The sequence below is a fragment of the Paenibacillus sp. 1781tsa1 genome (genome assembly GCF_024159265.1).
Classification (GTDB): Bacteria; Bacillota; Bacilli; order Paenibacillales; family Paenibacillaceae; genus Paenibacillus.
This window is the reverse complement of the sequence record NZ_JAMYWY010000001.1, coordinates 1,650,766-1,670,514: the sequence shown is the minus strand read 5'-3', so window position 1 is coordinate 1,670,514 and position 19,749 is coordinate 1,650,766. Positions and strand designations below refer to the sequence as shown.

Here is a 19,749-nt window from a genome sequence, read left to right as displayed (position 1 = left end):
AATATACACTTGGAATCTCGCATCAAGTAAGAATCAATATCAGGATACTATATAGCTAAACTACAATAAGGAAATGATGTAGATGAAAATGATTGATACAAAGGTGGATTTGAGAGTTACCCGAACTCATAAATTGTTAACGATGGCGCTTCTCGATCTGTTATGTGAGAAAGGCCAGCTATTCAGCAACATCACAATTAATGAAATATGTGACAAAGCTATGGTTCACCGAACAACGTTTTACAAATATTTCAAGGATAAATTTGCTCTACTGTCCTCCACCCTAACTTGGGTCCTTCGGGATTATTTACACATGAATGTAGAAGATCGGTTACAGCAGCCTTTGCAAAGCGTATCTAAAATTCTGTTCGGAAATGTACTGGAGACTATCGTGCAGAACCAGCAGAAGGATGAGGGGTTTAACAACTTTTTCATACATTATATCGGAGAGATATTCAGACGAGATTTTCTGGAATTGAAGAGAAGAGGTAAACATTTTTCACTTCCCATTGAACTGGTAGCCGAGTTTCACTCGGGGGTTATTCGTTTACTTGTGACGTGGTGGATACAACATTTCGATGAAAATGTTACGGCAGAACAGATGGATGAATATTACTACCTGCTGGTTAACGAGAACATCATGTTGGAATAACAAACAGCTCAACCTAAAATCAAGGGCTGATTTTGAGATTGAGCTGCATACCTTCAAACTTTACCTATTTTAAAACAGATTCGGAAGCCTGCACTGTCATCCTCGCACGCTTTCCGTTCTTCAACCAGCCGCTCACCTTCTCATTCATCGCCAGCAGACCTGAAACGACCAGCACCACTCCGATCCATGTAACCCAGCTGACATGCTCACCTGGAGATCCGGTTATTGAGAAGTTTGTGATTAAGGCGGATTACGGTTCAAGCGAAGCATTCAGCACAAACTATGTTCTGATCAAAACATAAAAAAACAACAGCCCTGTACAACGATAACTCGCTTGTGTAGGGCTGTTATTTTAAGTGTAACTATGTATTATCATCTTTCTCAAAACTCATTTTTTGTTAGCCATTTTCTCTAGTGCTCTAACGGCACGCTCACGTTGTTCCCTCTTCACAGCCCGGTAGTGACTTGCATCCTCTCCAGCACTGCTAAAGAATCCCCAGAGCATCCCAATTAAACTACCCACTATACTAGGAACCGCCTGATTCACCCAGTAAAAATCCATATCCAGTTTAATACTTAGAAATAAAAGTCCACCCCAGATGATAAAATAACCATAAAAAGCTAGATAACGATGACTAAATGCAAAAAGTAGATAAATTAAAAATGCAACAAAACCTAAAACAATCGAAATCACATGAAATTCATCTTCCATAATAACGCAGCTCCCTAATGCCAGTCTAATTGTTTTGCATAAACTTATTGAACTCTAAGAATTTCTTTTCACTTACATGCTCGATTAAACTCTCGCTTGGTAGAACTTTCTCCTCTCTGCTTTGTTAAACGCACTCCACACTATATCATATCCAGCTTCTTCTTATAACCTATATTTAATTCTTATGAACAAATAACCATCCGTTTACGTCATCCAAGATGTCGTAAACGGATGGTTTAGTTTCCTGTACTACTCATTGTATTATCGCTCTCATTCCTGTGCAGAATTACGCATCACCTATTTCACCACAGGTTTGGAGGTTTGAGATACTGAATAGGAACGCTTTCCTTTCTTCAACCAGCTGCTCACCTTCTCATTCATCGCGAGCAGTCCTGAAACGACCAGTACCACGCCGATCCATGTAACCCAGCTGACATGCTCACCATAGACAACAGCACCAAGCCCTACCGCAATGGGTGGTGAAATGTATAACCATGTGGCCGGGAATAACGGATTAGTGCGCGACATAATCCAATAGAACAAACTATGCCCCACCATGGAGCCTATGACAGTCAGATAGATCACCGACGAGACGGCAGGCACCCAGTCCAGAGCAGACATATTCCATGATTCCGTTCCGGCCGAGAGCAGAGTTAAGAGCAATCCCCCATACATCATCTGCACCGCATTAATCGCTACAGGACTAGCCTCCTTGAACTGATGAATGACCTTTTTGGAGTACAATGCACCTGCTGAATAACAGACTTCTCCCACCAGTACCGCGATACAACCCCACATGAATAGAGAACCTGCACCAAGCGATACACCTGGCAGCACAACCAGAACCACACCGGTGAACCCGATCAAACAGCCTGTAATCATACGGCCAGATGTTTTTTGCCGTAACAACGCCGTCTGCATCAACATAATCATCAGCGGCCCTGTCGCTGACAGAATGGCACCCACACCCGAGCTCACATGCTGTTCAGCCCAATATAATGTGGCAAAGGTGCCGAAGGTCAGACCCGCTCCCGTCAACAACATCTCCTTGCGGAACAGGAGCGACCAGCTCACTTTGCCCTTCATCCACATCCATGCAAACATCAGCGCTCCCGCGATTACAAATCGCAATCCAGCTGACAGAAAAGGCGGCATGCCAGCCTCAACTCCAATTTTAATAGCCAGAAACGTTGTACCGAAAATAAGACACATGACCGTAAATGCAATCCCCACCATGATAACCACTCCTTTATCTGTTCTCCATCATATCTCATGGTCTACAGAACAGAATGAACAAAACAGAACAGTTCTCTCCCATTAGCTGTTACAATAGAGTTCAAAAGGAGTGTGAGCCGGGTGGGCAGAACCGTGATGATGACAGATAACAGCCTAAAATTATATGAGCAAGTAATCCATTATCTCGTTGTACGTATAGAAGCAGGAGAGTGGGCCGAACATGAAAAACTGCCATCTGTACGAAGCCTGTCCGAGCTACTCGGCGTACATCGTCTGACCGTTTTCAAAGCCTATCAGGAGTTAAAAGAACGTGGGAATGTTTATGTGAAGGATAAGTCTGGCTATTATGTCAGCCCAGCGACTCCATTCTCAGTAACGGATCAGGCGGATGATCCCGCCGTGTCTGCCTGGCTGCATTGGGATTCACTTGCACGGGTACAGTCCCTTGAAGCAGAATACCAATTTTCCAAATCGTTAATCGATCCCTCTTTGCTGCCCAACCGTTATTGGGGTGAACTACTGCGTGATCTGCTGGATCAATATCCCCGTTTGCTCGGAACGTATTCCACAATTCAGGGTGATCTGGAATTGCGAAGTGCGCTGGCAAGCCATCTGACGAAAAAAGAACGCTTCTATCTCTCTGCAGACGAAGTGCTCATTACTTCGGGGGCCCAGCAAGCGATTGACGTCATCTCGCGGACGCTGGTCAAGCCCGGGGATCGGGTGTTGATGGAACGGCCTACGTATGGACCGGCAATGGAGATTTTCCGCAAACAAGGTGCTCGTCTGATCTTTACGGATATTCACTCGGACGGGTATGATCTGGAGCAGATTGAGCATCTGATGAAATCGGAGAAACCACGCTTATTCTACACGACGCCAACTTTTCATAATCCAACCGGCGTTAACGTTCCAGTAGAACAGCGCAAGCAGTTACCCGAACTTGCAGAACAGTATGGATGTTATTTGCTCGAAGACGATAGCACCTATGATATCTATTTTAAGGAGAAACCTCCTGCACCCATTTTCACCTACGACACCACCGGACACACTCTGTACATTCGCAGTTACAGTAAGTACGTTGCACCCGGGCTACGGATTGCAGCCATCATATGCCGCCAGCGATTCATGCCAGGACTACAGGCTGTAAAATCACTGACAGATAACGGATCGCCCCTTCTGAACCAGAAGCTTTTTCTCCGTTATTTTCAGTCAGAACGTATGCATCAGCATCTGTCCAAGCTGCGGACCGCCATCCAGCTACGGATGGAAGTGATGGAACAATCTCTGCTGGAAACGGACTGGACGTGGACCCGGCCGGAGGGCGGACTCAACTTTTGGGTGGAGCTTCCGGAGGGTGTGGATACTGGAAGACTGCTTCACCGATGCATGGAGCAATCCGTTGCTTTTGTACCCGGAACCGTATTCGATTCTTCGGATAATTCAGCGAGCCGCAAGCTGCGTTTGTCCTTCTCTTATGCCCATGAGCAGCAGATTCGGGAAGGCATGAACAGGCTTATTATGCTGGCCAAAGAAATGTAAGGTTTTGTATATAGTGAAAAAGCCCGAAAGGTCACATGACCCTCCGGGCTACTGTTATGAGCTGGATATGACCTTATCCACCAATCCATATTCGACTGCTTCAGCAGCGGTCAGGAAATAATCTCGATCCGAGTCCTTCTCAATCCGCTCAATTGACTGTCCTGTATGGTCGGCTAACAGCTTGTTAAGACGTTGACGGTGCTGAATGATGCGGTTAGCATGAATCAACATATCCGACGCCTGCCCTCGTGTACCACCATGTGGCTGATGGATCATGATCTCACTGTTGGGCAGCGCCATACGCTTGCCTTTTGTTCCACCTACCAGCAAGATCGTACCAAAGCTTGCCGCCATCCCTGTACAGATCGTGGAGATATCCGGCTTCACGAATTGCATCGTGTCATAGATCGAGAATCCCGCAGTCACCGACCCACCAGGACTGTTGATGTACATCTGGATGTCCTTCTCCGGGTCCTCTGCAGTCAAAAACAATAACTGGGCCACGATGGCATTTGCCATCTGATCTTCAATCTCTCCAGACACCATAATGATTCGGTCTTTGAGCAAACGTGAATAAATATCATAACTCCGCTCACCGCGAGCGGTCTGTTCCACTACATAGGGTACTACATTCATATGTGTCGCCTCCTTGGTTTAGGCAACCATGTTGGCCGTGTACCCACCTCCATACGACATCGCATTCGTTCCGGAAGCGGCGTACCCGTACATCACTGGCTGCATGGATGGAGACGGCAGAGTCTGCTGCAAAATGCTACCCGCCACAGCCATCGGATCATCCGTCCGATTCAGGCATAGATCAATGATGCGAGCGGTATCTCCCGTGCGGAATGCCAGCAGATAGCTGCGCAGCTCCTCCCGATTGTCCTCCACTGCGCCCTCTTCATACTGCAATTCAGCGTCCGAATGTTCCAACTTGTGCCTCACCTCAGCTATGGCTGAACGGGCACGACTTAACGCCGCTTTCACAGCGCCTTCTGTCGTCTCCAGCATATCCGCAGTCTCTGCCGCCTTATAACCCATAATTTCACGTAATACATATATGGCTCGCTGCCAGGGTGGTAATTCGCTAATTAATAACTGAACAGCAGATTCTAGCTCTTCAAAATGCTCTTCCTCTGCGAACTCTCGCATAACAGGCTTCAAGCCATCCAATATGGAATGCAATCTCTGCTGCTTCCGAATCATATCAATCCAGCTGTTGCGAGCAATTCGGATCAGATAAGCCTCCCAGTTCATTTCTTTCATCGTCTCGGAAGATTGCACCGCCGTGGACGACAATACTTTGAGACAGGTATCCTGAACCAAGTCCTCGGTCTCGGGTACAGATCTGGTCAAGGATAAACAATACGCATATAACGGACCCATCAGGTCGGTTAAGACGGCATGAATGCCCTGGTTAACCGGATGTCCGGCGATATCACCGGATTCCAGATCAGGTTTATTTTTTAGATCATCCTCTTGTGGTCTGTTCATGCGGCAATTCACGGACTTCACAAAGGCCATATCGGGGGCCCCCCTTTGCTGGTTCCTGATTATTGTGACTTACACTATGTAAACGAAGAACCTCCTTCAAAGGATACGCTCTTCTGAAATCATTTTTTGTTTCTAGCTCCCGCTTATAAGTCTAGAGGGTTCCAAGCGGCACTTTCATCCCGGTAAGGGCAATCGTAATACCTTGATCCAGATTATAATTCTGGCGTACATCAACGTCATGGGACATATGTGTAAAATAGGTATGACCCGGTTTCAGTTCCCGCAGCAGCTCCTGCGCTTCACGCATATCGTACACGGAACGTGTGGAGAATTCCGCAAGTTCATGCACAAAGCTTGTTCCAAGCACCAGCAGATCCAGTCTGTGCAGCGGCTCTTTCTCGGATCCCTTCAGGTCAATGGCATCTGAACAGTACGCCCAGCTAAACCCCACCCGATCCAGCCGATACGCGTACGAATACCCGTTATGCCCATGGCATACTTTCCAGGAATGCACCTTCCAGCCGCCGAGTTCAATATCATCATCCGTTTCCAGAAAGTCCATATGACGCCCCAACCAGGGAAACTGTCCCTGAATGGTGGATATCACTTCACGTGGTGCATATAAACGTCCCTTTACACCCAACCATCGGCACGCATCCGCCCATTCCGGCAATCCTCCAATATGGTCAAAATGGGCATGAGTGATGAGCAGCGTATGCACCATGCGCAATCCCTGATCCTCCATCTGTGATCTCCAGTCCGGCCCGCAGTCAATCATGAACTGTTCACTCGCACCATCGCCACCATAGTCAATCAGAACGGAAGAGCGTATCCGTTTATTCTCTCCCGTAAGCCTCGCCTCTGTACATACTTCGCAATCGCAATACACACGTGGAACGCCCATCGCATCGCCAGTGCCCAGAAATGTTAGCTGATTCAATCTGCATTCCCCCTGAACTAATAATATGTAAATTGTAATCGTGCACCTCTCTTTTTGCAAAAAAAGACCATCCCGCCGCAGTTATCCACTGCAATTCGGGACAGTCTGTGGTCTGACTGTTCACCGTCAGACTTCATCTCCATGCTTTGCTCCATTCGGGAGCGTTCAACTCATATTAACCCAACGCTCGAACTACACCAGTGCCCGCAGTTTTAGTGTCAATTCCTTACCCGCAGGTACATCCTTTGTATCGGTAATGACCCAGTTCGACGCAAGTCGCTTCGCCAGCACCTCTGCCTGCTCCGGTTTCAAGTGTAGTCCGGTGACGATTCCTTCACCCACCGTGAAGTCTTTCTCTGGCTGCACCTTAAAGGCCTTTTCCAACCAGATTCCGAGCCCACCACGTGTGTTAAAGGTAATCCGGTAGCCATCTTTCACTGCTGCCTCCAGATTTTCACCATGCTCGTCCGCATACGAGAAAAATTCATTATATCGGTATTCCTCTTCAGACACTGCGTCAAAAGCGGAAACGTCTTTGGCTTGAATGGCTTTTAATATTTCTTCCTCAGGCATCCCCTTACCGCGGGCTTGCTCCAGTCGAATCGCTGTACTTTGGGATAATTTGATCTCTGCACTCATCCAACTCACACCTTCCTGCTAGTACTATGTAACAATCATGATTCAGTATACCTCTATTATAACCTTTTGGCAGTAAAAAACCTCCATCTCTACTTCCATTGAAATGAAGGTTTAGTATCCACATACTCGGTTTCCTATTCAATTACATCAGCAATACTCATATTCCCGCAAGCACCTGATACCACACGCCGCGTTTGGAGTACAACGTACTGCGTACCTCATCCCATCCACCCAGATAGTTGATATCAAATAATCCTTCAGGCGTTGGGAATGTGGACTCGGTCTGTGCAAATACATCCGGATCTACTGAACGAAAACCATGCTTGGCAAAAATGCGCTGGGCTTCTGGTGTACGCAAATATGCGACAAAAGCTTCAGCCAGTTCACGATTCCCATGTTTATCGGCATACTTATTCACTACAACTGCCGGATTCTCAATCAGGATCGTATTTTTCGGAATAACGATGTCATAATCCACACCTTTGGCGATCCGGGCAAGCAATTCATTTTCATACGTGACGATGACATCACCGACACCGTATTCGAATGCCGCCATCGAAGAACGCCCACTCTTGTCCAATGACTCAACGTTACGATGTACCTGTTCGAGAAAAGCCTTGGCTGCAGCAGGATCTTTCTTCCCCTCTTGCTCCTCCGACAGTTTTAATCCAGCACCGTAGATGGCATTAATATCCCATTGTGCGCCCCCGGATGTCTTTGGATTAGGGTAGAGTACCTTTACTCCCGGCTTGGTTAAATCCTGAAAATCATGAATTCCGAGCGGGTTGCCTGCTCTTGTGCCCAGGACAACAATCGAGCGGGTGATCATGCCCTCATTAGGGGTCTGTTTCCAATCGGGGCTAACCAGATCGGCTTTGACCAGCTTGTCGATATCACTCTCCATCGCGAGCAAGGCCACATCCGCCTCGAATCCACCAACGATGGCTCTTGCCTGTGTACCCGATGCTTCATAGGACTCCTGGAAGTTAATCGTCTGTCCGGTCTTTGCCTTCCACTCCTCCTGAAACTTGGGCAGCAATTCGCCTACAGCGTCTTTCGCTACACTATAAGCACCGATCACCAGCGTATTGGATGAATCGTTACCAGCGGGCTCGTTCTGTTCGCTTGACTCCTCCTGCTTGCTGCATCCAGCGGTCATGCAGACGAGCAGAAGCATGAGGGCAACATATAAAAGTATGACTTTCTTCTTCCTCGTCTGCATGGGCAGCCCCTTTCTTCCACTTGACTAAATCATCACCGGCATCGGATCTTCCTTCAGTCGGTTCTCAACCACCCAACTGTTGGAGTCATTGAACAGGTATGCGCGATGTACCAGGACACGAATTTGTTGACCGATCTCCAAGGTCGTTTTCTCCAGGGAACGATATGTGATTAACTTGTGCCCCTGTACGTCCACCTCTACCATCCATTGACTGCCGCGGAAATGAAGATGTTTGACTGTACCTTTTTCCGTTGCAGACAACATGGTGAACTCATTTTTCAAGCCGATCTCAATATACTCCGGTCGGATCAGTGCTTTTGTATGCTCACCTTGGACTGCATGTTCGAAACCTTTCAGCTGTGAAGCATCCTCCACAACCGTAGACTCTCCGATAAATGTAGCTACAAAAGGTGTCTGCGGGTTTTTGTAAATATCCCAAGGAGTACCCTTCTGTTCCAGACGACCTTGGCTGATAATCATAATTTCGTCTGCCACTTCAATCGCTTCATCCTGGTCATGCGTTACAAAGATCGAAGTGATTCCCACTCGCTCGATTAGCTCCCGCAACCATGAACGCAGTTCCTGACGGATCTTGGCATCAATGGCCGCGAACGGTTCGTCCAGCAATAACAGCTGCGGCTCCGGGGCGAGTGCTCTGGCAAAAGCAACACGCTGACGCTGCCCACCAGACAACTGATGTGGATAGCGCTGTTCAAAACCTTTTAACCCGGTCAATTCAACCAACTCCATAACCCGATCACGGATCTGGGCTTTTGGCGTCTTCTTGACCTTGAGTCCAAAAGCAATATTCTCAAATACTGTCATATGTTTGAACAAGGCATAGTTCTGGAATACAAATCCGATTCCACGCTCCTGTGGAGGCAGATGGTTCACCACTTTTCCATGAAAGCGAATCTCTCCGGAACCTGGATTCTCCAGACCCGCAAGCATCCGCAGAATGGACGTCTTCCCGCCTCCGCTGGGTCCAAGCAGACCGATCAGATGGCCTTTGGCAATATCGAATGAGACATCTTTTACCGCATGAAAATCACCGAAATGTTTGTTCAGATCACGGACTTCTACATGCATATCAATGCACTTCCTTTCGCTTCTTGGCCCATTCCATCATGAGCAGCAGCCCGACGGAGAAGGTGACCAGCACCAATGCGACACCATTTGCGGCAGCTACATTAAAATTCTCAACATCCTGGTACACCAGGGTTGTTGCTGTCTGCGTTTTGTTCATAATATTACCTGATACAACCAGCACTGCACCGAATTCCCCAAGCGAGCGCGCAACCGTCAAGACTAAACCATACACTACCGCCCAGCGGATCGAAGGCCATGTCACACTCCAGAATGTTCTCCAGCCGTAGGCGCCAAGTGTAGATGCGGCCTCTTCTTGCTGAGAACCGAGTTCCTGCAGGACAGGCATGACCTCTCTTACCATTAGTGGAAAGGTAACAAATAACGTTGCGATCACCATACCCGGGAAGGCATAGACCACATTGAATCCAATCCCTTCAAAAAAAGCACCCATAATGCTGTTAGGTCCCAACATCAACACTATCATCAAACCGCCAATGACAGGAGATACGGCATAAGGCAAGTCTACAATGCTGTTCAGCAGCCCTTTTATCCGTTCACTCAACCATCCGGCACGAACCAGATACAGAGCCATCATGATGCCAAACAATGTATTTAACAGGGTGACCACCAGGACCACCAGTCCGGTCATCATCAAGGCGTGTAGCGCCTCAGGGCGCATCAGTCCTTTCAGGAATCCACCCGCCCCGTCTTCAAATGCACCAATAAAAATGCGTCCAAGCGGGATGATCAGCAGTATGATAAATACCGCAAACGTCAATCCGATTAAGAGTCGTCTCATCGTCTTCTCCCCCGCATCTGCACCAGATTGATCAGCCAGAGGATCAGGAAGGAGAGCGTTAGGAGCAACACGGATACAGCAGCGGCGCCCGTGGGATTATCACTTTCAATCTCCCCGTAAATAAATACAGAAGCAGTCAGTGTTCTTCCCGGAATGTTACCAGCCACCAGCACGACAGCCCCGAATTCAGCAAGTCCTCTGGAGAAAGCGAGCATCCCTCCACTGATCATGCCAGGTGCCATGGATGGCAGAATAACCTGCATGAACGTGCGAGCCTTGGATGCCCCCATCGTGTACGAGGCCTCTTCCTCGGAAGGATCGATTTCTTCCAGCAAAGGCTGCACCGCACGGATCACAAACGGAAACGTGACAAAAGTCATCGCGATAACAATTGCGGGCTGGTGAAATACAATCTCAAACCCCATGGATTCTGCCAGTTTCCCGATGGCACTGACCGGACCCAATAGCAGCATAATCATCAAGCCGCCCACCGCTGTTGGCAGTGCAAACGGGAGATCAACCAGACTGTTCAGAAACGATCGACCTACAAAGCGATACCTTGTCAGCACCCAGGCAATCATTGTGCCCAGAACCACATTAATCAGCGTAGCAATCACGGCCAACCGAATCGTCAGCAGTACGGCTTTCCACGCGATGGGGTCCATAATGCTCTGAACAAAGTTGCTCCATCCTTCGGAGAAGGAATTGACGTACACACCGATGATTGGAAGTACAATAAGTACGATAAAATATAACAATACGGTACTGCGGAATCCCCAAGTCCATCCCTTATGACGAAGAACGGTATTCATTGCTGCGTTCCCTCCCAGCCTCCGGCTTTAGCTCCGGTCGGCAGTCTTCCTGGCTTCAATACGACATTTTCCTAAGTTGGATGATATTACTTTATTATTATTCCCATTAGTCTACTTGGTTTTGCTTTTCTGATACTTTACCAGTTTGCAGTGCTAATCGTCAATGCTTTTATTGAATATAATTAGGCCAGATATAAGATCAATTAATTAAAATCGCACCTGTACACTGCGAGGCGACAACAACCTTCCGATCACTGTTATCCCCAGATTTCTTTAATCCCCTTTATTAAAGGGGAAATCCGGTGGTAAAGGTGAGGCTTATGCTTCCGAAGCAGCTTTCTTATAGAAAGCTTTTAGCTTTCGCTTCTTCAAGTTATTTCTGTCCTCTCCGTTATCATGCATTTTCTGTGATCAAAGTCATATGTGGTTTGTTTGGTATGTAGTGGTTAAGGTACAATCGAGGGTAAGTAAAGAATTATAAGGAGTGATCTAACATGTTATATACGAAGAATATATCCACTTCCACACGAGATGAAATGAAGGATATCACACGGGACGTGAAGCAGGTTGTCCAGCGTAGCGGTGTGCAGAATGGGACGGTGCTCATCTACTGCCCACATACAACAGCGGGTATCGCCATCAACGAAAATGCTGACCCGGATGTGAAACACGATGTCTTGCTCCGTCTGGATGAAGTGTATCCTTGGGAGCATCCCGAGTATCGACATGCCGAAGGCAATACAGCCTCTCACCTCAAATCGATTACAACAGGGCCATCACAGACGGTGATTATTCACGAAGGCAGGCTGCTGCTTGGCCGCTGGCAAGGCATTTATTTTTGCGAATTCGATGGACCACGTGAGCGGGAGTACTTCCTCAAAATCATGGAAGGCTAGTTCCAGTCCAACAGGCCTGCATCTGTTCTTTCGTTTTTGCATACACAAACAGGCGGTCCACCCTCATACCGGGTCGGAGCCGCCTGACTTGGTCTTCTGTGCTCATTAACTTTCGCGAGACAATGTGATAAAGAATTAAAGTTATGACAAATCACCGCCCTGAAGTGTAGGGGTGCAACAATTGCGCCATTATTGGACGCCAGACTCAGGCTGCTGACCCAGATTGCGGCACAGCACTTTGACATGAGACAGCGCAGACGATTCAATCTCCTCAAACGATAAACGATCCTGAATGTAATAAGAAATGAATCCGTGCATAGCCAAAAATAGCGTACGCGGTACCCTTTGAATATCCTCTTCCGTACAGTTCGCTTCATTCATATACTGCCTTATAATCGATGCAAATAATTCGAAGCAGCGTCCCTGTTCGGTACGACAATAAGACAACAGTTCTTCGTCCCTGATCATAAACATAATCTCGTATTGATAGGGATTCTCCAGACCAAAACGAATAAACTCCATCATAATGTGCTCTACCTTGCTCACATCATCACGAACCGGCCTGACCATAGCTTGCAGCAGCAAATGCCCCAGATAATTGAAATCTTCAACCACGATGGCATAGAACAGCTCTGCCTTTTCCTTAAAGTGATAATACAGCGACCCATGACTATAGCCTAGATGCTGGCCGATGCTTCGCATCGAAATGGCGCGGTATCCTTTGGTAATAAAAAGGTGCCTCGCCGCCTCCAGTATCCGCTCCCTCGACAACTCCTGTTCGACTGCTCTTCTAGCCATATATTTTATTCCCCTTCAATAAAATAAAGCCGCTGTCCCTCCGTGATCCGGGATTGCCCTTGCGTCAAATCCGTGATCCAGGCTACAAAAGCCTCGGTTTCACTATCCGGCGGAAGACAAGTCAACGTAACCTTATCGGTGAATCCAGTTTCACCTGTACGGACTTCCCGGCTCCTTAACTCATTTTCCACTTTACCCAACCATGTATAATCCAGCTCAACAAACACTTCACGATGCAGCACGTTGGTAATGGCTTCTCCGGCTTCAATGGCTGCCACAGCCCCATCCGTGTAAGCGCGAATTAACCCACCGGCTCCAAGCATGATTCCCCCAAAGTATCGTGTAACCACAATTGCCACATTTTTCAATTTCTGATTTTTGATTACTTCAAGAATGGGTTTCCCTGCTGTTCCGCTAGGTTCCCCGTCATCGGATTGCTTCTGGATCTCATCCCGCTCCCCAATCATGTACGCAGAGCAGTTATGAGTCGCATTCCAATGTTTTTTCTTGATATCATCAATAAAGGCAACGGCTTCTTCCTCTGTCGTGACCGGCATAATGTGACCGATAAATCGCGACTTCTTGATTACAATTTCCAGATTGCCCGGTCCTCGAACCGTGCGATAACGTTCGATCATCCCAAATCCAACTTTCTAGTCTTTTCCTGAGTCCCATTTTACAAGAAAGCAGTTCCCCGCGTGAACGCGGACGAACTGCCCTGGTTATCTATATCCGGGAACCCTGCATTATACTCAACAGTAATCCCCGGATAGATTTACATTAGCTTATTTAACTATATGAGCAGACCGATGAATTATTCGGAAAGTCTCGCTTCGAGCGCTGCTTTCTCTTCTTCAAAGCCTGGTTTGCCCAGCAATGCAAACATATTTTTCTTGTAAGCTTCCACACCTGGTTGGTCAAATGGATTGACGCCCAGCAGGTAGCCACTGATGCCGCATGCTTTTTCAAAGAAGTATACCAGATATCCGAAAGAATATGGAGTCATATCTGGAATGTTCACAATCAGGTTTGGTACTTGACCATCTGTATGTGCAAGCAGTGTTCCCTGGAACGCTTTTTTATTAACAAAGTCCATCGTTTTACCTTCAAGGAAGTTCAGACCATCCAAGTCATCCGGATCGGATTTGATCGAGATATGTTCCGCAACTTCAGTAACCTGAATCACGGTTTCGAAGATATTCCGGCTACCTTCCTGGATGAATTGACCCATGGAGTGCAAGTCTGTAGAGAAATCAACTGACGCAGGATAGATCCCTTTGTAGTCTTTGCCTTCACTCTCTCCGAATAACTGTTTCCACCACTCGGACACGAAGTGCAGGGATGGCTCATAGTTTACAAGAATCTCAGTTCCTTTACCTTTGCGATACAATGCGTTACGAACAGCAGCATATTGATATGCTTCATTCTCAGCTACGTTCGGGTTGCTGTATTCCTTGGATGCGTCAGCCGCACCTTGCATCATTTCTTCGATACTGATACCCGCTGCTGCGATAGGCAGCAAACCTACAGCCGTCAGAACGGAGTAACGTCCACCTACATCATCAGGGATAATGAAAGATTCGTATCCTTCTGCATTCGCCAGTTCTTTCAATGCACCACGTGCTTTGTCTGTTGTAGCGTAGATGCGCTTGCGAGCTTCTTCCTTACCATATTTCTCTTCCAATGCTGCACGGAAGATACGGAAAGCGATTGCCGGCTCTGTTGTTGTACCGGATTTGGAGATAACATTTACGGAGAAATCTTTGCCTTCAACCAGATCCAACAAGTGAGTTACATATGTGGAACTGATATTGTTTCCTGCAAAATAGATTTCAGGTGTTTTGCGTTTATCTTTTGGCAGGTTGTTATAGAAAGAGTGTGTCAGCATTTCAATCGCTGCACGTGCACCCAGGTAAGATCCACCAATACCGATAACGATCAGTACTTCGGAGTCGCTTTGGATTTTGGCAGCTGCTTTTTGAATGCGGGCGAACTCTTCTTTGTCATAAGCCGTTGGCAGGTCAATCCAGCCCAGATAGTCGGACCCTGTTCCTGTTCCGTTGTGGAGCTGCTCATGAGCCAAACGAATCGGTTCAGCGAAATAATCCACTTCGTGCTGATTTACAAATTGCAGTGCCGTGCTATAGTCAAATGTCACTTTTTTTGCCATGATCTCAAAAACCTCCTGATTTCGATTATAAAGCGGTCTTTTTGAACAACCTCTTATATTATTTCCGTATTCCATTCTAAACAACTTGCCTTAAGGATACTTCAAATCCACGGGGCTGACAAGCTTGCCGCTCGAACTTTGTCGTTCCTATTCAAGAAGCAAAAAGGGTAAACCGAATCCGCGGGTTGCGGTTCTGCTTACCCTTCTTATGTTATTCCGCCGGGTACGAGCAGACGTAGTCAGTAACGCTGCGTATCTCCAGTTTAAATTTGGATTCGGCAGGCACGTGGAACGTAGCTTGGCCTTGAATCTCTTGCCACTCTTCTTCTCCGGGAAGCAATACTTTCAGATCTCCGGACAGAATCTCCATAATTTCACGGGAATCCGTACCGAATTCATAACTGCCTGGAAGCATGATGCCCAGAGTCACTTTGCTGCCATCCCCCAAAATAACTGTTCTGCTGGTTACCTGACCTTCATAATAAATGTTGGCCTCTTTCACTACACTGACTTGATCGAATTGTGACATGCGTACCCGCTCCCCTGAAGTTAATGAAAACAAAAGGCAAAACAGATCAGGGCGATAACATTTACCGCCCATGTTCTGCGGAAATAACTTGCTGCCATGGACCAGGACAGCATGATGCCCTCCCAACCATAGCAGCGCTTATGAAACTATAGGTGCGTGTTCAGAAAGTCAGGTTTTCAGTACTTTTCGGCTGAATCCCATATTCGACGCTGATGATGCCGTGAGGCATCCTTCGTAATCAAAAGTAGACTTTTTGAACAACCGCTATTACAGCAATGCTTTTACGCGGCTAACCACGTTGTCCACTGTAAAGCCATACTCTTGGATAACACGGTCGCCTGGCGCGGAAGCACCGAATGTGCTGATTCCGAGAATGTCACCTTGATCTCCAACATATTTCTCCCAGCCCATTGGATAAGCCATTTCAATTGCAAGACGAGCTTTAACATCCGGAAGAAGAACGGACTCTTTGTAAGCTTTATCTTGTTTCTCGAACAGATCCCAGCTTGGCATGCTGATTACGCGAACTTGAATGCCTTGTTCAGCCAGTGCTGCTTGAGCTTTAACAGCCAATTGCACTTCAGAACCTGTAGCGATGATTTGTGCTACCGCTTTGCCATCTTTTGCATCAGAGACAACATAAGCACCACGTTTCACGTTCTCACGTGAACCTTCAACGGTACCTTCGAGGATCGGCAGGTTTTGACGAGTGAGTACGAGTGCAACCGGATTGCTCTTGTTCTCAAGCGCGTAAGCCCAAGCAGCCGAAGTTTCATTACCGTCAGCCGGACGAATAACCGTCAGGTTAGGAATGATACGCAGGGATGCCAGTTGCTCGATCGGTTCGTGCGTAGGACCGTCTTCACCAACAGCGATACTGTCGTGAGTCAGAACATACGTTACAGGCAATCCCATCAGGGCAGCCAGACGAACAGCCGGACGCAGGTAATCGGTAAATACGAAGAACGTACCTCCGAATACTTTCACACCACTGTGCAGTGCCATACCGTTCATTGCTCCAGCCATACCGAATTCACGGATACCGAAGTAGATGTTACGGCCAGAGTAATCTTCAGGTGTGAAGTTCTCCAGGTTGTTCAAGTGAGTCATTGTGGAGCTTTCCAAGTCAGCAGATCCACCTGTCAGTTGTGGCACGTTGTGTGCCAGACCGTTCAGAGCGTTACCAGATGCTACACGAGTTGAGAGTGCTTTGTCTGTTGCTGCATATTTAGGAAGATCACGGTCCCATCCTTCTGGAAGGTCGCCGTTAATCGCTGTTTCGAATTGAGCTGCCAGCTCAGGGAATGCTTTTTTGTACTCGGCAAATTTCTCGTCCCAAGCTTTATTAGCAGAGATACCACGATCTTTCACTTGTGCAAAGTGATCGCGAACTTCAGCTGGTACGTGGAAGTTTTCTTCATAAACCCATTTGTAATACTCTTTAGTCAATTTGGCTTCGTCTGCACCCAGTGGAGATCCGTGAGTACCGCCGTGGCCGCCTTTACCTTGTTTGTTCGGGCTACCATAACCGATAACCGTTTTAACTTCGATCAGTGTAGGACGCAGCGTATCTGCTTGACCTTCCTGAATTGCTTTTTCGATTGCAGGCAGATCGTTACCATCTTCTACGCGCAGCACTTGCCAGCCATAAGCTTCAAAACGCTTCGCGATGCTTTCGGAAGAAGACAGATCCAATTTACCATCCAGCGTGATGTCATTGGAGTCGAACAACATGATCAATTTGCCCAAGTGCAAACGTCCAGCCAGGGAAGCTGATTCATGCGATACACCTTCCATCAAGTCGCCATCACCACAGATTGCGTAAGTGTAGTGATCAACTACGTTGAACTTGTCTTTATTGTAAGTTGCGCCCAGTTGAGCTTCAGCCATCGCCATACCTACAGCCATTGCAATACCTTGACCCAGTGGGCCTGTAGTTGCATCAACACCTGCAGTATGTCCGAATTCCGGGTGACCCGGTGTTTTGCTTCCCCATTGACGGAACTGTTTCAGTTCTTCCATTGGAAGATCATATCCGCTCAGGTGGAGCAAGCTGTACAGCAACATGGAGCCGTGTCCTGCAGACAGGACAAAACGGTCCCGGTTAACCCAAGTTGGGTGGTCCGGGTTATGAGTCATCGTTTTTGCAAAAAGTTGGTACCCCATTGGAGCGGAGCCCATAGGCATACCCGGATGTCCGGAATTTGCCTTCTCAATTGCATCAATCGCCAAAGTACGTACGGTAGTAATCGACAGGTTGTCGATCGTGCTGTTCTCGTCCTTTTGAATCGCTTCGTTCTTGTCAGTCATGGTTTGTCCTCCTCATGTCTTTAGATAAGTCGGGTGCGCAAGCGAATCCCTCTCATCATACAAGCAAACCGAATTTCACAATAAGTGAATCCGCTTGAGTGTTTCATTTTGACTTATTCACTTTTGTATTGTATCACTTGGCGTGAAGCTTTTCCATAACCTTCTTTTAGAAGTTCGTGAAAAATTGGTTGTTTGTGATGAATAATCCCTTGCCAATCAAGCAAAAACCGTACCAAGACAAGGCATTAAATTCCATAAACAGACCTATTAAGCCTCGCAAATCCATCGCATGAAGTATAACCTTTAACACGAAAACCATACACTTTTTAGATATCCAAGTTAAATTTACATAACATATCCTGAATATGGATTCGAAAGCGGGACTGTGGTTTACTTTTCAAAGTAAACACCAATCATAGGAGGTTGTTATCATGTCTGTACATGCTGCTCACCCTACTGGGTACTCAAATCGTTCATTACCCTGGATCTCGGGCATTTTAACAGGTATGGTTTCGGGAGTTGTCCTTGGATTCTTCCTCAAAACAATTCAGCTTTACACTGGTGAAAAGGTATATACCCTGCTTCTGAATATTGATTTTGTACCTGGACTTCCGCCAACACTTCCCGAATGGATTGAATTTTCTCTGCATCTCTTCGTGTCCGTATTCATTGGCATCTTCTATCTATGGTGGGTAAGGCATTCTGGCCACCCGATGTTCAAAGGAATCTTGCTCGGTGCTGGATCTTCCCTGCTCTACATCCCGCTCTCTCAACTTTCTTCACGTGTACCAAACCTTTACGATATAACAGCCATTCTCTACTGGGTAATCGGTCATCTGTTATTCGGTATTGTGCTCGGCTTGTGCGGAAAGTATATAAGCGCGAAAAAAGCGACTCACCGTTCGTAAACGAATGGGGTCGCTTTTTTCTCAATCTATTATGTGGTTCCGAATCAACCTTGCACAGTATTAAAGTGTAAACTTAAAATACGACCGTCTTATTTTCATGAACGAGAACCCGGTCTTCAACATGCCACTTCACGGCACGTGCAAGCACAACACGCTCAATGGTACGTCCAATGCGCTTCAGTTCGGTGACATCATCTCCGTGGCTTACACGTTGCACGTCTTGTTCAATAATCGGGCCGCCATCCAGTTCTTCCGTAACATAGTGCGCTGTCGCACCGATGATTTTGACACCACGGTTATACGCTTGTGCATAAGGTTTACCACCAACAAAGGCCGGCAGGAATGAATGATGGATATTAATGATTCGATTGCGATAGTGCTCAATGAACATTGGAGAGATGATCTGCATGTAACGAGCCAGAATGATCACATCCACATCGTTGCCGATGACGTCGAGTTGACGTTGTTCCGCTTCTTTCTTCGTATCTGCTGTAACCGGAATATGATGATATGGAATGCCAAATGATTCTACATAATCCTTCATGTCCAGATGGTTGCTGACTACAAGCGCAATATCTGCATCCAAGTCGCCTGCCTGCCATTGCCACAACAATTCAACCAGACAATGATCTTCTTTGGATACAAAGATAGCTAATTTCTTCTTGCGGCTAACCGCAGATAACGTCCATTCCATTTGGAAACGGCTTGCCACTTCTGCAAAATCAGCTTCCAGTTTCGGCAAATTGACCAACAATTGCGGAAGATCAAACTCAATCCGCATAAAGAACATGCCGCCAGCAGGGTCCATGGTGTACTGGTCCGACTGAACAATATTTGCACCATGCTGGTGCAGGAAATGAGATACCGCAGCTACAATTCCTGGACCATCTGGACAGGAAATGAGCATGCGCGCACGATCGGCGCGGTTTTTAGAATCAGGGCGTACTTGTTTAGCGTGGATCTCCATCGGGTTATTCTTCCTCCTTCAATTAAGCCATGAC

At 47.1% G+C, this 19,749-nt stretch carries 21 protein-coding genes; 5 read left to right on the top strand and 16 right to left on the bottom strand.

Features of this window, described 5'->3' with window-relative positions; genetic code table 11:
- The first annotated feature begins 82 nt into the window (after nucleotides 1–82).
- Both NKT06_RS07360 and NKT06_RS07355 read left to right on the top strand, forming a co-directional pair.
- Nucleotides 83–652, top strand: coding sequence for a TetR/AcrR family transcriptional regulator (locus NKT06_RS07360; protein ID WP_253431958.1), 570 nt, complete (start codon nucleotides 83–85; stop codon nucleotides 650–652).
- Nucleotides 653–690: 38 nt separating this feature from the next.
- Nucleotides 691–954: a hypothetical protein gene (locus NKT06_RS07355; RefSeq protein ID WP_253431955.1), complete on the top strand. Its 264-nt coding sequence runs from the start codon at nucleotides 691–693 to the stop codon at nucleotides 952–954.
- An 86-nt stretch (nucleotides 955–1,040) separates the two neighbouring features.
- Here the strand turns inward: NKT06_RS07355 and NKT06_RS07350 are convergent, their stop codons facing one another.
- Both NKT06_RS07350 and NKT06_RS07345 read right to left on the bottom strand, forming a co-directional pair.
- Nucleotides 1,041–1,364: a hypothetical protein gene (locus tag NKT06_RS07350; RefSeq protein WP_074094012.1), complete on the bottom strand. Its 324-nt coding sequence runs from the start codon at nucleotides 1,362–1,364 to the stop codon at nucleotides 1,041–1,043.
- A gap of 297 nt (nucleotides 1,365–1,661) precedes the next feature.
- Nucleotides 1,662–2,600, bottom strand: coding sequence for a DMT family transporter (locus tag NKT06_RS07345; protein ID WP_253431951.1), 939 nt, complete (start codon nucleotides 2,598–2,600; stop codon nucleotides 1,662–1,664).
- 135 nt (nucleotides 2,601–2,735) lie between these two features.
- On the opposite strand from NKT06_RS07345, the gene NKT06_RS07340 reads away from it, so the two are divergent.
- Nucleotides 2,736–4,142: an aminotransferase-like domain-containing protein gene (locus tag NKT06_RS07340; protein ID WP_483311612.1), complete on the top strand. Its 1,407-nt coding sequence runs from the start codon at nucleotides 2,736–2,738 to the stop codon at nucleotides 4,140–4,142.
- A 54-nt stretch (nucleotides 4,143–4,196) separates the two neighbouring features.
- Here the strand turns inward: NKT06_RS07340 and clpP are convergent, their stop codons facing one another.
- The 8 genes from clpP to cysT all read right to left on the bottom strand — a co-directional run bounded on the left by clpP (nucleotide 4,197) and on the right by cysT (nucleotide 11,137).
- Nucleotides 4,197–4,778: an ATP-dependent Clp endopeptidase proteolytic subunit ClpP gene (gene clpP, locus NKT06_RS07335; protein WP_017689971.1), complete on the bottom strand. Its 582-nt coding sequence runs from the start codon at nucleotides 4,776–4,778 to the stop codon at nucleotides 4,197–4,199.
- A gap of 18 nt (nucleotides 4,779–4,796) precedes the next feature.
- Complete coding sequence (locus NKT06_RS07330) at nucleotides 4,797–5,666, bottom strand: RNA polymerase sigma factor (protein ID WP_253431944.1); 870 nt, start codon at nucleotides 5,664–5,666, stop codon at nucleotides 4,797–4,799.
- 121 nt (nucleotides 5,667–5,787) lie between these two features.
- A complete protein-coding gene (locus NKT06_RS07325; protein WP_253431941.1) occupies nucleotides 5,788–6,576 on the bottom strand; it encodes an MBL fold metallo-hydrolase in 789 nt (262 codons plus the stop codon).
- 192 nt (nucleotides 6,577–6,768) lie between these two features.
- On the bottom strand, nucleotides 6,769–7,215 hold the full coding sequence (locus NKT06_RS07320; protein ID WP_253431938.1) for a hypothetical protein: 447 nt from the start codon (nucleotides 7,213–7,215) through the stop codon (nucleotides 6,769–6,771).
- Between the two features lie 157 nt (nucleotides 7,216–7,372).
- Complete coding sequence (locus NKT06_RS07315) at nucleotides 7,373–8,437, bottom strand: sulfate ABC transporter substrate-binding protein (RefSeq protein ID WP_253431934.1); 1,065 nt, start codon at nucleotides 8,435–8,437, stop codon at nucleotides 7,373–7,375.
- Between the two features lie 24 nt (nucleotides 8,438–8,461).
- Complete coding sequence (locus NKT06_RS07310) at nucleotides 8,462–9,526, bottom strand: sulfate/molybdate ABC transporter ATP-binding protein (protein WP_253431931.1); 1,065 nt, start codon at nucleotides 9,524–9,526, stop codon at nucleotides 8,462–8,464.
- Nucleotide 9,527: 1 nt separating this feature from the next.
- Complete coding sequence (locus NKT06_RS07305; RefSeq protein WP_253431928.1) at nucleotides 9,528–10,325, bottom strand: sulfate ABC transporter permease subunit; 798 nt, start codon at nucleotides 10,323–10,325, stop codon at nucleotides 9,528–9,530.
- Entirely contained in the window at nucleotides 10,322–11,137 is an 816-nt protein-coding gene (cysT, locus tag NKT06_RS07300; protein WP_017689978.1) for a sulfate ABC transporter permease subunit CysT, read from the bottom strand. Before cysT ends, NKT06_RS07305 begins: the two co-directional genes overlap by 4 nt.
- Before the next feature lie 494 nt (nucleotides 11,138–11,631).
- Between cysT and NKT06_RS07295 the strand changes: the two genes are divergently transcribed.
- Complete coding sequence (locus tag NKT06_RS07295) at nucleotides 11,632–12,033, top strand: secondary thiamine-phosphate synthase enzyme YjbQ (protein ID WP_253431924.1); 402 nt, start codon at nucleotides 11,632–11,634, stop codon at nucleotides 12,031–12,033.
- A 189-nt stretch (nucleotides 12,034–12,222) separates the two neighbouring features.
- On the opposite strand, the gene NKT06_RS07290 is transcribed toward NKT06_RS07295, so the two are convergent.
- The 5 genes from NKT06_RS07290 to tkt form a co-directional block, all read right to left on the bottom strand.
- Nucleotides 12,223–12,831 (bottom strand): TetR/AcrR family transcriptional regulator, encoded by a 609-nt coding sequence (locus tag NKT06_RS07290; protein WP_253431921.1) that lies wholly within the window; start codon nucleotides 12,829–12,831, stop codon nucleotides 12,223–12,225.
- A 5-nt stretch (nucleotides 12,832–12,836) separates the two neighbouring features.
- The gene (locus NKT06_RS07285) at nucleotides 12,837–13,469 is read right to left on the bottom strand and encodes a YigZ family protein (RefSeq protein WP_253431918.1); all 633 of its coding nucleotides are present in this window, start codon (nucleotides 13,467–13,469) and stop codon (nucleotides 12,837–12,839) included.
- Between the two features lie 176 nt (nucleotides 13,470–13,645).
- On the bottom strand, nucleotides 13,646–15,001 hold the full coding sequence (locus tag NKT06_RS07280) for a glucose-6-phosphate isomerase (protein WP_017689982.1): 1,356 nt from the start codon (nucleotides 14,999–15,001) through the stop codon (nucleotides 13,646–13,648).
- Nucleotides 15,002–15,212: 211 nt separating this feature from the next.
- Nucleotides 15,213–15,530: a pyrimidine/purine nucleoside phosphorylase gene (ppnP, locus tag NKT06_RS07275; RefSeq protein ID WP_105408176.1), complete on the bottom strand. Its 318-nt coding sequence runs from the start codon at nucleotides 15,528–15,530 to the stop codon at nucleotides 15,213–15,215.
- A 267-nt stretch (nucleotides 15,531–15,797) separates the two neighbouring features.
- Complete coding sequence (gene tkt / locus NKT06_RS07270; protein WP_253431915.1) at nucleotides 15,798–17,840, bottom strand: transketolase; 2,043 nt, start codon at nucleotides 17,838–17,840, stop codon at nucleotides 15,798–15,800.
- Between the two features lie 431 nt (nucleotides 17,841–18,271).
- Here tkt and NKT06_RS07265 point away from each other — a divergent pair, with 431 nt between their 5' ends.
- On the top strand, nucleotides 18,272–18,748 hold the full coding sequence (locus tag NKT06_RS07265) for a hypothetical protein (RefSeq protein ID WP_253431911.1): 477 nt from the start codon (nucleotides 18,272–18,274) through the stop codon (nucleotides 18,746–18,748).
- A gap of 73 nt (nucleotides 18,749–18,821) precedes the next feature.
- On the opposite strand, the gene purU is transcribed toward NKT06_RS07265, so the two are convergent.
- A complete protein-coding gene (purU, locus tag NKT06_RS07260) occupies nucleotides 18,822–19,715 on the bottom strand; it encodes a formyltetrahydrofolate deformylase (RefSeq protein WP_017689986.1) in 894 nt (297 codons plus the stop codon).
- Between the last annotated feature and the right edge of the window lie 34 nt (nucleotides 19,716–19,749).

Excerpts from the sequence above, each read along its gene's own strand:
- NKT06_RS07360 (WP_253431958.1), top strand. The coding sequence starts at position 83 with ATGAAAATGATTGATACAAAGGTGGATTTGAGAGTTACCCGAACTCAT.
- NKT06_RS07350 (WP_074094012.1), bottom strand. The coding sequence starts at position 1,364 with ATGGAAGATGAATTTCATGTGATTTCGATTGTTTTAGGTTTTGTTGCA.
- NKT06_RS07345 (WP_253431951.1), bottom strand. The coding sequence starts at position 2,600 with ATGGTGGGGATTGCATTTACGGTCATGTGTCTTATTTTCGGTACAACG.
- NKT06_RS07340 (WP_483311612.1), top strand. The coding sequence starts at position 2,736 with ATGATGACAGATAACAGCCTAAAATTATATGAGCAAGTAATCCATTAT.
- clpP (WP_017689971.1), bottom strand. The coding sequence starts at position 4,778 with ATGAATGTAGTACCCTATGTAGTGGAACAGACCGCTCGCGGTGAGCGG.
- NKT06_RS07330 (WP_253431944.1), bottom strand. The coding sequence starts at position 5,666 with ATGGCCTTTGTGAAGTCCGTGAATTGCCGCATGAACAGACCACAAGAG.
- NKT06_RS07320 (WP_253431938.1), bottom strand. The coding sequence starts at position 7,215 with ATGAGTGCAGAGATCAAATTATCCCAAAGTACAGCGATTCGACTGGAG.
- NKT06_RS07315 (WP_253431934.1), bottom strand. The coding sequence starts at position 8,437 with ATGCAGACGAGGAAGAAGAAAGTCATACTTTTATATGTTGCCCTCATG.
- NKT06_RS07310 (WP_253431931.1), bottom strand. The coding sequence starts at position 9,526 with ATGCATGTAGAAGTCCGTGATCTGAACAAACATTTCGGTGATTTTCAT.
- NKT06_RS07305 (WP_253431928.1), bottom strand. The coding sequence starts at position 10,325 with ATGAGACGACTCTTAATCGGATTGACGTTTGCGGTATTTATCATACTG.
- cysT (WP_017689978.1), bottom strand. The coding sequence starts at position 11,137 with ATGAATACCGTTCTTCGTCATAAGGGATGGACTTGGGGATTCCGCAGT.
- NKT06_RS07295 (WP_253431924.1), top strand. The coding sequence starts at position 11,632 with ATGTTATATACGAAGAATATATCCACTTCCACACGAGATGAAATGAAG.
- NKT06_RS07290 (WP_253431921.1), bottom strand. The coding sequence starts at position 12,831 with ATGGCTAGAAGAGCAGTCGAACAGGAGTTGTCGAGGGAGCGGATACTG.
- NKT06_RS07285 (WP_253431918.1), bottom strand. The coding sequence starts at position 13,469 with ATGATCGAACGTTATCGCACGGTTCGAGGACCGGGCAATCTGGAAATT.
- NKT06_RS07280 (WP_017689982.1), bottom strand. The coding sequence starts at position 15,001 with ATGGCAAAAAAAGTGACATTTGACTATAGCACGGCACTGCAATTTGTA.
- ppnP (WP_105408176.1), bottom strand. The coding sequence starts at position 15,530 with ATGTCACAATTCGATCAAGTCAGTGTAGTGAAAGAGGCCAACATTTAT.
- tkt (WP_253431915.1), bottom strand. The coding sequence starts at position 17,840 with ATGACTGACAAGAACGAAGCGATTCAAAAGGACGAGAACAGCACGATC.
- NKT06_RS07265 (WP_253431911.1), top strand. The coding sequence starts at position 18,272 with ATGTCTGTACATGCTGCTCACCCTACTGGGTACTCAAATCGTTCATTA.
- purU (WP_017689986.1), bottom strand. The coding sequence starts at position 19,715 with ATGGAGATCCACGCTAAACAAGTACGCCCTGATTCTAAAAACCGCGCC.